Source organism: Niastella sp. sgz303648 (genome assembly GCF_059587045.1).
This window is the reverse complement of the sequence record NZ_JCAPSW010000009.1, coordinates 243736-258296: the sequence shown is the minus strand read 5'-3', so window position 1 is coordinate 258296 and position 14561 is coordinate 243736. Positions and strand designations below refer to the sequence as shown.

Genomic DNA, 14561 nt, shown 5'->3' with positions numbered 1-14561 from the left:
TTATTTGTATCCTCACTTTGCTCCATTGCCTCCCATCGCGCCCCGTTTCGTACGCAGCGCTATCCGGTGAAAATTCACATCTCTTTGCCAGGCCTTCCGCGGTTTGCGGAATGCTTTGTTATGCAGATCATGTAACCCTTTTAGGCGCCCGGTAGTGAGCGGTTTTCGGAACGCTTTGCCATGCAGCCTTCGCATCACCTTCAATTGCTGGTTTCGGTTTATGGGCTCTGTCGCTTTTTTCGCCTGGTTCTTTATACTTTTTGTTTCATCGTCCTTACCTTTTCCGTTTTGTGCATTTTCGGCAGCATTCAACAACTTACCGGTTGTTACGCCGGCATTCAGGTACACGTTGTTATCATTATCATCGTTGGGCAGTTGCGGTACAAATCCATAGCCCGACCCATCATCATCGGGATATTGATCTCCCTGCGCATCCCATATGCTTAACCACTGGCTCAATACGGGATCATAGTAGCGGGGACCATACAAATAATAACCGGTTTGATCATCTCTTTCCTTTGCATTGAACAAATACGGCGTTGCATACGAGCCCACCTGTTCTTCAACAAAAGTTTCGCCGAATGGAGAATATTCAACGTGCTGTGTTATGTTGCCTTCGCCGTTGCTTACATAAGTAGTGCTGCCTATATGATCGGCGTGGAAGAAGAATTGTGAGCTTTCGTATAAATGTCCTGCATCTTCAAAACCATAACCGGCTTTTACCGAATCGTTCGAAGGCTGTGTGCCAACAAATACCGGCGGACCGTTGGGCGGCGTGGTGGTATTGCCGGGCCATCCTGCGGGTACCGTATTCGCCGAACTATCTACAAAAACCGGTGCCGCAATGCCACTGTTCTCGGGCTTTGCATAAAAATTTTTATCGGTGGGCGGCCCCGGACTTACTCCCAGCGAAGCATAATAATTGATCCTGTTCTGTTCCATTTCTGCGGCCCGCTTTACATAATCTACATTACCTGCTGTGAGTCCTGATTGCGGAAATGAAATATTGGTAAAAGTGCCGTGCCCTGACTTCGAGGCGATGCGCTGGTTGTCGATATAATAATGTTTGGTAAAGGTGGCGGTCTTACATACGAGGTACGGACTCACATAGGCCGTATAATTATCGTTGTGTTTTACGGTGCCGGCCGGCGCGCCATTTACCCAAATGCTTTGCAGGCCTCCACTGCTCCGGATCATAAGGTTGTCATCGGCATCGTAGGTAAACTGACTTAACACACCTTTGTTTATTACGGCCATCAACCTGTTTTCTTCATCGTAAAAATTTTCCACGTCGCCATAACCCAACTGATTGCCATTGGCATCGTAGGAGTACTTGTTACCTCCTATCTGTGTTGCCTGATGTGGCGCTGTTCCATAAGTATACAACTGATCATAGCTTTTGTTACCGGTGGCGCCATGCATTGATTTGTGTACGATATTGTACAGATTATCATACGAAACATTTACCCCATACGCATACTTTTCTTTTGCGCCCTGGTATTCACCGCTGGCAGAATCGATGCGGTATAAATTATCGTAGTGATAATTTAGTTTGGTAGCTCCGCCCGGCTGTCCGTTTACCGGTTGCGCAGTGTTAACAACCCCCAGTAAATTGTCTTCAGCATCATAGCTGTAGGCATTGTTCACAACAGGTTGTGCAGATGATGTAAGTATCTGATATTGCGTAAGGCGCCGGCGCTGGTTATCGTATGTATACTTGTTCTCTATGCCGTTGCCATAGCGCATATAGGTGCGTTGCTCATATTCATCGTAGCCGATCTGATCAACATATTTGTATACATTATCCAGCTTGCGTCCTTCAACACTGTATAATGAGCCGCCTTTATTGTAATGATACAGTACTTCCTCTCCGTCGGGATAGGTTAATTTCTTTATGCGGCCCCAGGTATCATACTCCTGTTCGCTTACATAGGTGGTGGCAAAAACAGGATTTATCAATATCGTACGGATCACTTTTTTTACAGCGCCCTGTAAACCATAAAAGAATTCCTGTCCGCCGCTGCCATCAACCTGCAATGTAACACGACCGGCTTTGCTGCCGGTTCCCGGTGCGCCATAGGTGTATTTCACCTTATTCTGGTAATTGCGCGGATAATCGATATCGGTTACACGGTTGTAGTCGTACTGGTATTGAATGGCGCCATCCTGCGGTATCTCTTTGCGAATTTCAGCAGTGGTCTTTTTCAGCAGGTTGCCGCTCATGTCATACTCAAAAGAGGTGAGACCGCCATCGGGATGCTGTGCGCTTATTTTTCTGCCGAAGTTATCATAAGAAGATAAAAAACTGTTGCCCTTATTATCGGTTACTTTCACCAGCTCGTTCAGTGCATTGTAATCGTAGCGGGTGGTAATGATGCCATCGGGACCGTACTCTTTCACAAACCGTTTTCTGCCACGCACGTCAGTCAATACTTCACCTTTGTTATTGAGTGCATCAACAGCTGTGGCAGTGATCATGCCACCGGCAATGGAATACGTATTGGTGCGGGTGGCGCCATCGGCCAACACCTGTTTTACAATGCGATCCTGCACATCCCAGGTAGTGGTGGATTCGATATCACCCTGTGTGGTGTTGAGTGTAAATGTTGCCGTGCCTATAGCTTCGGTGGTGGGATCATATGTTTTTTCTTCACGTCCAAATGCATCGTATAACACTTTGCCCGAAACAACCATCTTCACATCATCTGCCACATCTTTGCCTTTGAACAGGGCAATTTGTTTTTTCACCTGTATCGATCTTCCTAATCCGTCGGCAAAATTCACCATGCTGATGTCGGCATTGTATTCCGGATCGTAATGTTTTGTTTCGGCATACGAAACCGTTGTATCGGTATGGTACCTTACTGAAATGGTGTATGGTTTTCCGGAAGCGATTTCATAAGGTGCGATAAAAGAGGTAACGCGGCCGCGGTTATCGATCGTGTATTTTGTTTGGTCGTTGTTCCTGTTCACCGAACCGGTTAACAATCCAAACCGGTAATCCCAGGTATTGGTGGTGGTGTACCCGAAAGCGTCTGTTATTTTGGTGGTATAGGTATATACCGTATTATCATACTCATAACTATACGACATGCGCTGGCCTTTGTAATTGGCCGGACGGGTAACTTTGGTTACGTTGCCATAGCTGTTGTATTCAATATCGGTTTGTGCAGTTGTACCATCGGCGAGGAACTGTTTGATGCGTACAATATCACCCTGGTCATTCACTTCGGTGGTGCGTTTGCGTTTCAGTCCTTCGGCCGTAGTTACTTCAATACTGGCGGGAACATTTTTAACGTAATAACCAGGGACATTCTGATAGGTGATGGCCGTTAAACTAATATCATTCTGACTGCCATCGCCGGCATCATTGATACGGATTACATTGCCCAGCGAATCATAATCATATTGAATAATGGTACCCGCACCGGCAGCACCACTTTCAAACAACAGCTTTTCAGTTTGTTTTAATGCCGGGTATTGCACACTATCCTGCACAGTACGCAATTCGTACAGGTTATTGGTTTGCGTATATTTTTTTCCGGTGGCATCTTCGGTCCATTCACCGGCCAGCAATCCTTTATTATAGTAAGAGGAATTCAGATACTGCTGTACGCGGCTGCGATATAATTTGTTTTGTGAGGCTGTATTTAAATCGCGGGTGGTCACTTTACTGAATCCGTAAAATTCTCTTTCCTGCCGGTTCTGATAACCGCCTTCATAGCTAAATTCACGGCGCATGGTATCAACGCCATCTCCTTTCACACCATCAAATACGGCAACGCTTTTCATCACCCATTTGCTTTGCGGCATGCTGTAGGTATTGCCTGCCCGCTCATAATCCATCGTGAACAAAGCGCCCAGCGGGCCTTTCATCGTATGCAGCAAATTGGTGCGACCAATGGTTGAAACAGATGCCGTGAGGTTATCATCATTGGTAGAATGCAGCATATCGGCATACCCGTCGCCATCGATATCCATAACCACATCCTGTGCGCGGCAAACACCATGTCCTGTATTGGCCGAAGGGTTGATACAAATTTTGATGAAGATGATGGGTATCGGTATCACTACCGTAAAGGCGCCGTTGATCGCTTCGCCTGTTGAAGTATTAACGGTAATTTCATCGAAGGCTTTCCAGGTAATGGCCGGTCCAAAACCATTGCCGGTGTTTAATCGAACCGTCATTGGTCCTCCTGCATACGCTCCTTTATACAACTGATCGGGCAAGCCATCGCCGTTCACATCGTTCAAGGCAAAGGTATTTTTGGCGGTTGTGCGCGACATACCAAAACCGGCTTCAATAGAACCGCCATCGAGGTCAACACCCAGTCCGGCGCCATATGAAAGACTATTGCCTTTTTCAATGGCATCGAGCCCCCATGCTTCGGCCGGCGCAAAGGTATAGCCGAGGTTCAACGATACGGTGCCATTGTTATAAATACGATCGGTAAGACCGTCGCCATTCATATCGATCCACGAGCTTACGGTTTCGTCGTCGTTATTTTCAACACCGCCTGATAATCCAATAGAATGTTTGGCTGTGTTCTCTGCGGCCGTAGCGCCTATTTTGGTAGAATTTTGTGTAGTGGCTTTCAGAAAATCTCCGCCGAGACCACCACCCTCTGCCTGTCCTTTATCTTTCGTTTCACCAATGGGTTGCTGAACGACCGACTTGCCCAACCCGCCATGCGGTAAAGTATATTGAATGCTTTCATCATTGATCACATCGGGGTACAGGTCGCCATTCATATCTATCATATCCAGCTGGGTAACGGTAGTAGCGAGTGACGTACCGCCGCTGCCTCCGGCCGGCCCAAGGAATACACCGGCAGAAAAATTATCTGAAATGGTACGGCTTTTCTTTACAACAGCCCCGGCCGATCCGCCGGCCAATGTGCTGTCTACCGAAACATCGTGCATACCCAACCGCGAACTGCTCATATTGCTGTCTGATACATATACACTGGTATCGTACCCGATGTACTGTTGCTTCAGCGCATCGGGAAACAGCATTACAAAATTGGTTTTGGAAGGATCCTGCAGTCCGCTTAAGGAAGCGCTGTCCTGGTAATTGGCAGGGTCGCTAGGATAATTGTTCAGCTCATTCAGGTTGAGTGAAGTCTGATCAATCGGGCCATTGCCTTTATCACCTTTCAATGCAAACTGTCCCCAACCGCGGAACAAAGAACCTAAAAACTCCTGCGCCGGATTGGCATATAGGCTTGCCGCCAGCGTAGTGTCCATCACAAGTGTATCTTTCAGCACACCGGCGCGCATCATGGTAGAATCTTTGTAAACCAGTACGGTTGGCGGTTGCAGGCTCAATGCAAAGTCCATCGAATCGGTGGCGTATTCTATATAGATGGGTTCATTTACCCGGCGTATCATACGAATGCTGTCGACGGGGTTCATTGTTCCTCCGGTTACCGGAATGAATCGTCGTGCATAAATGGTATCGCTGCCTTTTATGGTTAACCACAATGTTCCGGTGAGCCCACTGCCTGATATCTGTGGCTTTAACACAACGGTATCCTGCTGCAATGGCGTAAAAGGCGCAACGGCAATCAGGCGTTCATTATAATTTGAATTATCCGGCACCGGGTAGCCCTGCAAGGTTGGCGCACCGGTACCGGTGGTAACCGGTGTGTTATCGGTGAAAGCAACGTATGCATAATGGGGTGTCCACTGCAGGGCAGATCGATCGATATAAGAACGGGATTTGATGAAGAAGTGTAATTCATCTCCTGCAAACACCGGTAACGAACCGGGCACTGTGAGATTGCCTGTGGCCCCTTCAGCCGGCGCATAATCTCTTTGGAAAAGAATGGTGGTTGATAAAGAATCTGAACGGATAACCGATAACGTTACCGTATCGGTGGTGAGTTCCTTGTTAAAAGTACCATCGATTTTGATAGAACCATTTTTACCCATGCCCACCGCACTTTTACTGTGCAATATGAAATCGGCCGAAGCCTGGTAATAGCTGCTTACTTTATGATCTGATGTGGGTATCTGCGGTGTAGTATATTCTATAATGGGGTCCCAGTTCACCTGGTCTTCCTGTCCGTTGTAAACCGATTGAAGGCGAAAGTAGATGCGTTGTCCTTTGGTTACTGTGAGGTTGCTGACGTTTACGGGCGTTTTAACCGAATAGTCGGCAGGGCCAATGGAGGTGCTCCACAATACCACATCGCCCTGTTGTATGCTGGCGCGCACGCCGTCTTTTTTGGCATTTACCACACCCCCATTTTGGATCAAACGCACCGGAGCGGTGATGTTAACCGTACCTGTATAGGGCGCCTGCCATAGGCGTACAATATCCTGCAGCGGAAAATTTTGTTCCTGCCTCGATTGCAGCGCCGTATCGATCTGCAAAAAAGAGCTGTCGATATTGCCGCCCAAAACAGGATTGGGTGTAGGCACACTGCTGAGGGTAAACTCCGGATCGCCCTGTGCATTCAGGTGATTGAAATAGACTTTTCCGCCACTGGCAATATCCATCAGTCCATCACCATTAAAGTCGGTAAAATATACATTGGTGGTGGTATTGGTTTCGGTATGGTCGTATCCGAGGAAACCTACATAAGGAACCACCTGTACCCCACCGCCGATATTCTTTGAATTGCTTGCGCTGAAATCGCTTACGCCGGCAATGGGTTTGCTTTCGCCGAAACTATGCGTTGCAGGGCCCTGGTTAGCACGGTAAAACAAGCTGCCGTCTTTTTTAAAAACCTTATCGGGCAAACCATCGCCATTGATATCTGTCATGCTTACCAATCCTTCCTGGTCGTCTTCGCCATAATTGAAGAAGCCGCCTACAGATGCCTTTTTGCTCCAGGTGCCGCCTGATATGGAACCTACCGTAACGCCTACTCCACCGCTGGAACTTTGCGCTTTGGAAGCGCCTAACGCCGATGCTTCACCGGTAAAGGTGGGAATAGGATTTACAATACCGCCATTGAGGTTATCGCCGGGTACATTCCAGGTGGTTGTGCCTGCCGATGGACTGTAACTTTGCCGGTTCACATCATCATAGTAGTCGAACTGATGGGTATAAAATACGGCGCCGGCATCGTCGAGCTCACTAATGCTTTTCAGCAATGTTTTATAAAAAGCGCCTTCGGTATACTGAAATTCATAACTGCGTATGAGGGTGCTGTTAAAACTGATGGTTACTTTACGAAGCAGATCGGCGCTTACCGTTTTGAAACCCAGCCGGGCGTCGATCGTTACGTCTTTGCGTTTGGGTTCGCTCAACTGACGGTCGCGGGTAAAAACTACTTTGTAGGGACCATCTGTTGTACCGTTGCCGGTGTACGAAACCTGGCTCAGGTACAGTTGTTTGGCAGGTATGGGGCTCCCGGAAACACCGGGATCATTTACGGTTTCATACAGATAGTGTACAAAATTATTGTCGAGATCGCGCGTTTCTACCAGCGCCCAGTAAGCGATGTTATTTTTATCGTCTTTTAAAACGGCATTGTCAACCACCCCGGTACCGGGTTTGCCGCCGTAATAACTGCTGGTGCCGTTTTTTTCAGTTACCTCCCACCAGTAATCAGCCGGACTATTCCCATGACGAATGATCTTACTAAAATCACTTTCCACCCGTGGATAAAAGCGCTTATCGGGCGTTCGTGCAACGAAGTTGTTACGATTGTTAACAGGCGCCAGTTGTTCGCCATTCAACAAATACATTTCGGTTTCGAGCGCCGCATCGTACCTCGGTACGCCCCATCGTGTTTCGATGCTGACTGCAGGAGTGAACAAATTCCAGCCATAGCCCAGCCAGCTGCTGCCTGCATCGCTATTGTACTGAACGCGCAAATCGGGCTGCATGCCTAAACGGCCATCAGGCAGTTTCATAGCGAAGGTCAGCGATGCATTGCCCAGATTGTTGGCAACAGGTTCACCTATCATTGAAACGCCTTCGGCAGGATCGGCCGTTTTCCACCTCACCCCCAGCCCCTCTCCTTGAGGAGAGGGGTTCGGGGTGAGGTTTTGCGGCAGATCGGGCAGTTCGATAATATCATTGGCGCCGGAATTAACAGGCGACTGGTTGATATACGGGTTGTGTTTTTGTGCATTACTTTCAATGATATGCACCGGAGCGCTTTTGCTCACCGGCTGATATTGTTCAACCGGATAAACAGTAGCAACAAAGAGACAGGGAATATATAACAGGAAAGTAAAGTTTCGTTTCATAACAGGAAGGTTATCATTTTACTATTACCAGTCGCTTTGTTGTTTTTGATAAACCCGAAGTAAATACCAGTTCATATACACCTGCCGACTTCAGGTCCTGCGTAAACAGGTAATTCGACCGGTTGTCGCCCTTTTGCGTAAATAACAGTCTGCCATCCGGCGCATATACGCTCATGGATACCGGCGCCGGTTTATCTAATGTAATGCGGGCATTGAAAGCAGCCGGGGATGGATTGGGAAATACGGATACATCATACAGTATATTATCGTGTGATGCAGCAACCATTACATCCTGCACATTAATGCATCCGTTTTTGGTACAACGCAAGGTGTATAAGCCGGGTGTTGTAATGGTAACCGTTGCACCAAATGATTCAAAACCGGCGGGGCCGGTCCACTGCCACAATAAGCCACCTGCCGTACCCGAAGCAGCATTCAGCTGCAACGAACTGCCTGCAGGCAGTATATAGTTCGAAGCGATCGCCGCAGGCAAAGGACCATCTTCGTTATTCAGGTAAAACGAATCGGCGTATACACGTGCCTGTGCATCGGTTAGTTTCAGAAAATATTTACCGGGAGCAAGACCGGCAAAATTTACCGGAGATGTATTATCATCAATATGTTTGTTGATGGCAAAACCATTGTTGCTTTGTACCATCAGCTGGTAAGGCGGCTGTCCGCCCAGTATTTTTGTTTGTAAACTTCCCGTTTGTTGCAAAGCGCAGGTTGGCTGGCCGATGGCCGACACCAGCAGCATATCCTGTGCAGCTATAATACTCAACACATCTTTTCCTGATTGGTCGTTATCCCAGACTACCCTATTAAAGAATGCTTTTCCCTGCCGGTCGAGCTTATCCATCTTTATAAATTCCGCATCAGCCGTAAATTTTCCTTCGCCGGTACGATCGATCACCAGCCAGTAAACAGGCCTGGCAGGCAATGGCGCATCCACCGCTTTTGTATCAAATACCAGCCTGGTTGAAAACAGTTGCCCGTTGCCGGTATATTTCATCAGCCAGGTCTTTTGCAGCAACAAAGGCAGTCCGGCTACTTTGGGAGCGGGCGTTAACGGTTTATTGTTATCACCCCATAATAAAAATGAATTATTGTATAATGAATCACAAGCGGCAAGGGTAAGCAGACCGGGCATATTGCTGCTGGTGGCAATTGTTTGGTTCAAACCGGCCGTATCGTCGCGGCAGATGCCAGCAATATTGTTGTGCCAGGCTTTGTAATCATAACCATCCCAAACTTTATCGCCGGCACTGTTGATATAGGTGGCGCCTGGTTCTGTTAACGTAATACCATATTTTAAGGCGAGATACGAAGCCACCTGCAATCGCTCGCGGTTGTTCAGCGCTTTGTCGTACGCGATAATTTCAGGGATCAATCCTTTAAAGTTAACCACCGGCAGCTGAGGGGTAACAGGTTTGCTGCCGATTGCCAACCACTGTGCTGTTACCGGCATCGTATCTTTTTCCTTATGTTGCACATATATATTCACTTTAGGTTGCCGGCGCACCACATCTTTATAATTCATGTACTGGTAAGCCCGCAGGTCGGCCATGCGGTCCGTAGTAAGTACCAGCGTAGTTTGCCGGTCGCTGGTGATATGCCAGATGGTATTTTCGCTGGAAGTATCGATCGACTGGTATACCGTAAAATAACTGGCGCTGTGCAGGTCGCGTTCGCCGAGGGCTATGCGCAACGGTGAATTGCCATCGACAATTAGTGACGGATGATAATTAAGCTGCCCGGCAGCAGCATGGTCAGCAATAAGCAGGTTATTATCGCCCGCGAGCTGACTACGCAGTCCCGGTGATGGTATAGCTATATCAGTACAATACCATAGTATGGCTCCTTTTACACCGCCCGGGTAAAAAGACTGGCTCATCCCCTTGCCCGCCATAACCAATAGTACGACCAGCAGTGAACAGGATTTCATGGTTATATAAGTATTAATCAAACAGGGTTGAAAAGCTTACGGCAACAGACAACTCATATACTGTGTTGTTGTTTTTAACCGTAATAAAATTGTACGAGTTGGCCTGGGTTTCAACGGTATTGGTTGCACTGTAGTAATACCGGCCTCCGACCTTCACCAGGTTGGTAACATCCCATCCGAAATCTAATGCAAGGCCAAAATTATTTTTGCCCCTCAATACATTTCTGAGTTGTTGTTCCTGTTGAAGGTCGGTTCCGAAGGCCGGTTGTTTCCCTGCGCCCCATGATGTGTATTTTATATTTCTCGTGGCTACATTTATACCTAAAAACGGACCTGCACCCAAACTCACCTTACCCTCAAAAGGGAACCACTTTGCCAGTCCCACTATATTCATATACTGGTAAGCGAATTCCATTTTGTAGTTGAAGTCCTTTTCGTAATTATTAAATTCTACATTACCGCCCTGCTTCGAATACATGATCTCTGACTGAAAACCCAAACGTGGATTATTCTCGAGTTTATATTCATAAAAAATACCCAAATGCCAGCCATAGCGGCCGGTTTCCTTAATGGAGTAATTGATAAAGTAGGGTTCGCTCAGTATTATGGTCGATAAATTACTAACCTTCGAATAATTGGGACCGGCTTTAAATCCAAAGGAATATATCTGCGCATGGGCGGTGCTGACACATAGAAGTGACACCAACAGGCATAACAAGGCTGGTCGAAGGGACATTAATTAAATAGTGTTTGGGCCGTAAAATTTGCTTAAATATCAAGACGGGTCAATCCCATGAATATGGGAGAATTGAAATTTCTTCAAAATTTCTGTAACATTTTGTTCGGCTGCGTATCAAAAGGCAAAATCAAACAAATTAACAGTTAAATCTACCGAAAATGAAAAAGTATACATGGCTTATTATTGTTATATTATTTACCGCTTTATGCGCGAATGTATTCGCACAAACAACTACCAGGCCCTTTGAGGTTAAAAAAACAGGGCATGGCAAACAAGCTATCATTTTTATCCCCGGTTTAGGCTGTTCAGGTGATGTATGGAATGAGACTGTAGAAAAATTTGAAAAAAATTACACCTGCTACACCTTCACCATGGCAGGCTTTGCAGGCGCACAACCGCAACCCGAAGCTACTTTCACAAATTGGGAAGCGCAGATCGCCAGGTATATCAGCGAAAATAATATTCAAAAACCCATTGTAATAGGCCATAGTGTAGGCGGTGGTTTAACATTAGCTATTGCTGCCGATTATCCCCAACTCATTGATAAAATAATTGTGGTTGATGCCCTGCCCTGTTTATCGGCCTTATCGAACCCCGCATTCAAATCAAATGCAAACAATGATTGTTCGCCCATAATCAATCAACTGACAGCCCTCACCAATGACCAGTTTGAACAAATGCAAAAAAGGATGATTGCCGGAATGGTAACAGATACTTCATGGCAAAAGAAAGTAGTTAACTGGTCAATACAGAGTGACAGAAAAACTTTTGCCGGGATATTTTGCGACTTTTTAAACACCGATCTGCGGGAAAAGCTCAAAGGCATACAATGCCCCGCCCTGATATTACTGGAAAATCCTTTTAACAGTTTTAAATCTGCCATTGAAGACCAATACAAAAATTTAAAAACCGCCCAATTACAATATTCCTCAAAAGGATTTCATTTCATCATGTTCGATGATAAGGAATGGTATCAAAATCAATTAACCGGTTTTATAAAATAAACGATATGAAATTTAAATATTGTTCTCCTGCCCCATTGTTCATATTATTGCCGATAGGCATCGCAACAAACAACAGTGCCACTGCAATAGCCGTTTTTGTGGCGCTTACTGTAGCCTTTTCCTTTAAAAACAAGCACAGCAAAAATGACATTTGACGAAATCTACAAAATATACTGGCAAAAGATCTTCCGGTTATGCCTGGGATATGTGAATGATTTCGATTGGGCCAAAGACATTGCACAGGAAACCTTTATCATTGTTTGGCAGCAGCTTCCCAAATTCAGGCATGAATCGGATATCGGTACCTGGATATTCAGAATTGCCACCAACAATTGTTTGAGGCAAATTGAGAAAGATAAACGCGCCCCGAAAACAGCATTACCCGAAGACCTGAAAGAAGAAAAACAGCATTCCATTGAGCCACAGATAAGGTTCCTGTATCAATGCATTGCCGAATTACCCGAAACAGACCGTATCATTATTTCATTGGAACTGGAAGATGTGAAACAGGCCGAAATAGCCAGCATTGTGGGACTTTCAGAAGCCAACATCCGGGTAAAGATTCACCGGATCAAAGAAAAATTATCGCAAAAATTTAAAGCCCATGCTCATGAGCAGTAATATAGATTTTAAGGCTTTGTGGCAACAGCAACCGGTGAGCCAGCCCGATATGAAAGACCTGATGGCGCGGTTGCACCACTTTAAACAATCGAATATCAGAAGACTTATAAAGACCAATATTTTACTGATTGCAACAAGTTTGTTTATTGGTTTTATATGGTATAATTATCAGCCGCAGTTCATTACCACAAAAACAGGCATAGTAATAATTATTTTAGCGATGGCTATTTACCTGCTCGTATACAACAAAATGTTTTCACTGTTCAACAAAATCGACGATACCAGCGACAATACCCGTTACCTGCAAAACCTGATCGTTATAAAAGGTAAACAACGGTTTTTACAGCATACGATGATGAATTTATATTTCATCATGCTATCGGCCGGTATTGGTTTGTATATGTACGAATACACATCCCGCATGACAATGACAGCAGGAATAATTACCTATGCAGTTACTTTGATATGGATAGCATTCAACTGGTTTTACCTGCGACCCAAAACAATCAAAAAACAACAGGCAAAGCTCGATGATCTGATTTCGAAATTTGAAGGGATTAATAAGCAGTTAAATGCCGGATAAAACAAAAAGGCACAAGAAATACAGAAGGCACAAGGCACAAGTCTCTAATGTGGAGCGTTGTGCCTTGTTTTTTTATCTTGAGCCTTGTGCCTTGTACCTTATTTCTTGAGCCTTGTGCCTTGTACCTTGTACCTTGTACCTTATATTACATACCATCAGTCACCATAGCGCTTACCATCTTCACATGCCGGAACGCATTTGCTTCAGACCATTCACTATCGTAATTTAATCCATAGGGCCAGAAGTGGCCGCCGCCGGTGTTGATAACGGCATCGGGTCCATCAAATGACTTTATCATATCCACTGCATTGGTTCCTGTAAAATATCCGCCAGTAATATTGGCTGTCCATCCCGAAGATATACCAACACCATAGGTATGTCCTATTTCGTGCATGGCTGTACGCGTATTCTGATAGCTGGCGCTGGGTCCAAAACGAATGTTTCCGGTCGTGCTTCCATCGGCGGTAGCAACCCCTGTATTGTATTCAACGGTGAGGGTACGGGCAGGCCAGTTTCGGCCGGCATTATAACGGGCAACCGCATCATTCATGGCATTGGTAATGCGGGTTTGAACATCCGAGGGTACATCGGTGGTGGTAAGTGTCCACGACAGCTGTCCGCCGGCAACCGGTTTCAACAAGGCCCATTCCTGGTTGTCACCGCCCCAATACGTCCATTGCGCTACATTGGCGCCCGGCGTTACTGATTGTCCGGCTACATCGAGGTCCTTGCCGCTGTTGCTGTTTACAATGCGATAATAGCCATTTCCAACACTGATAAATTGCCATTGCTGGTTGGCAGCGCCAGAATAATCGTAAATACTTACATTGTCGCCATCAGCGGTGCCAGACTGATATACTTCGAGCGCCCGGCCGCTTTGTACACCAATAATAGAGTAATTACCGCCCGCGAGTTCGGTGAGCGTCCACTTTTGATTGGCGCCGCCGGTACCGCCCCATTGCAGTACGTTTGAACCGTTGGCAGTTTGGGCCGATGCCACGTCGAGCATCATACCGCTTTTTCGGTTCACAATAAAAAACGTACCATTCGATACTGTCTGCAATGTTTCTGAAGCGGATATCCGTGCTGTTGACCCCGCATTGCTTTTGTTTCCGGTACCAGCTGCCGTTGCATCGGTTGCTGATTTTGATTCCGAAATGCTGTCTTTCTTACAACTAACAGCAAATAACGTTGGGGCAAGCAACCCCGCAACCAGCCAACGTAGGATAAATGGTTTGCTTCTCATAAAAGGTTTAATTTAAATAATAAAAAATAATAGTATTTGACACCATGAATTTAGTCAGCAGCCAATTATAACACAGAGGGGTAAATGATAAAATCAGGGGGACATTTTAGTATAATTCGCAAACGAATGCATGAATCGAATCTGTTCTTAAAAATCCGGTAGTTGATTATTGTTTATCATACAATAATTTGTAACTTTCTGTATCAAATTTTTGC

Annotated in this window: 8 protein-coding genes; 4 read left to right on the top strand and 4 right to left on the bottom strand. The window is 46.0% G+C overall.

Annotated features, from left to right (window positions below):
• Positions 1-12: 12 nt before the first annotated feature.
• The 3 genes from AC59IL_RS25460 to AC59IL_RS25450 are packed head-to-tail and all read right to left on the bottom strand — an operon-like array spanning position 13 to position 10889.
• A complete protein-coding gene (locus AC59IL_RS25460) occupies positions 13-8208 on the bottom strand; it encodes a SpvB/TcaC N-terminal domain-containing protein (RefSeq protein WP_496555034.1) in 8196 nt (2731 codons plus the stop codon).
• Between the two features lie 13 nt (positions 8209-8221).
• Entirely contained in the window at positions 8222-10153 is a 1932-nt protein-coding gene (locus tag AC59IL_RS25455) for a T9SS type A sorting domain-containing protein (protein WP_496555033.1), read from the bottom strand.
• A gap of 13 nt (positions 10154-10166) precedes the next feature.
• Positions 10167-10889, bottom strand: coding sequence for an outer membrane beta-barrel protein (locus AC59IL_RS25450; RefSeq protein ID WP_496555032.1), 723 nt, complete (start codon positions 10887-10889; stop codon positions 10167-10169).
• Positions 10890-11050: 161 nt separating this feature from the next.
• Here AC59IL_RS25450 and AC59IL_RS25445 point away from each other — a divergent pair, with 161 nt between their 5' ends.
• From AC59IL_RS25445 to AC59IL_RS25430, 4 genes are read left to right on the top strand one after another with little or no spacing between them, the layout of a single operon-like run.
• On the top strand, positions 11051-11896 hold the full coding sequence (locus AC59IL_RS25445) for an alpha/beta fold hydrolase (RefSeq protein WP_496555031.1): 846 nt from the start codon (positions 11051-11053) through the stop codon (positions 11894-11896).
• A gap of 5 nt (positions 11897-11901) precedes the next feature.
• Positions 11902-12051 (top strand): hypothetical protein, encoded by a 150-nt coding sequence (locus tag AC59IL_RS25440; protein ID WP_496555030.1) that lies wholly within the window; start codon positions 11902-11904, stop codon positions 12049-12051.
• The gene (locus tag AC59IL_RS25435; protein ID WP_496555029.1) at positions 12041-12517 is read left to right on the top strand and encodes an RNA polymerase sigma factor; all 477 of its coding nucleotides are present in this window, start codon (positions 12041-12043) and stop codon (positions 12515-12517) included. The genes AC59IL_RS25440 and AC59IL_RS25435 overlap by 11 nt, the downstream gene beginning before the upstream one ends.
• Positions 12507-13100 (top strand): hypothetical protein, encoded by a 594-nt coding sequence (locus tag AC59IL_RS25430; protein ID WP_496555028.1) that lies wholly within the window; start codon positions 12507-12509, stop codon positions 13098-13100. The genes AC59IL_RS25435 and AC59IL_RS25430 overlap by 11 nt, the downstream gene beginning before the upstream one ends.
• A gap of 145 nt (positions 13101-13245) precedes the next feature.
• On the opposite strand, the gene AC59IL_RS25425 is transcribed toward AC59IL_RS25430, so the two are convergent.
• Entirely contained in the window at positions 13246-14346 is a 1101-nt protein-coding gene (locus AC59IL_RS25425) for an RICIN domain-containing protein (RefSeq protein WP_496555027.1), read from the bottom strand.
• Between the last annotated feature and the right edge of the window lie 215 nt (positions 14347-14561).

Bases quoted from the DNA above. Each gene is read 5' to 3' on its own strand.
- AC59IL_RS25460 (WP_496555034.1), bottom strand. From the start codon at position 8,208: ATGAAACGAAACTTTACTTTCCTGTTATATATTCCCTGTCTCTTTGTT.
- AC59IL_RS25455 (WP_496555033.1), bottom strand. From the start codon at position 10,153: ATGAAATCCTGTTCACTGCTGGTCGTACTATTGGTTATGGCGGGCAAG.
- AC59IL_RS25450 (WP_496555032.1), bottom strand. From the start codon at position 10,889: ATGTCCCTTCGACCAGCCTTGTTATGCCTGTTGGTGTCACTTCTATGT.
- AC59IL_RS25445 (WP_496555031.1), top strand. From the start codon at position 11,051: ATGAAAAAGTATACATGGCTTATTATTGTTATATTATTTACCGCTTTA.
- AC59IL_RS25440 (WP_496555030.1), top strand. From the start codon at position 11,902: ATGAAATTTAAATATTGTTCTCCTGCCCCATTGTTCATATTATTGCCG.
- AC59IL_RS25435 (WP_496555029.1), top strand. From the start codon at position 12,041: ATGACATTTGACGAAATCTACAAAATATACTGGCAAAAGATCTTCCGG.
- AC59IL_RS25430 (WP_496555028.1), top strand. From the start codon at position 12,507: ATGAGCAGTAATATAGATTTTAAGGCTTTGTGGCAACAGCAACCGGTG.
- AC59IL_RS25425 (WP_496555027.1), bottom strand. From the start codon at position 14,346: ATGAGAAGCAAACCATTTATCCTACGTTGGCTGGTTGCGGGGTTGCTT.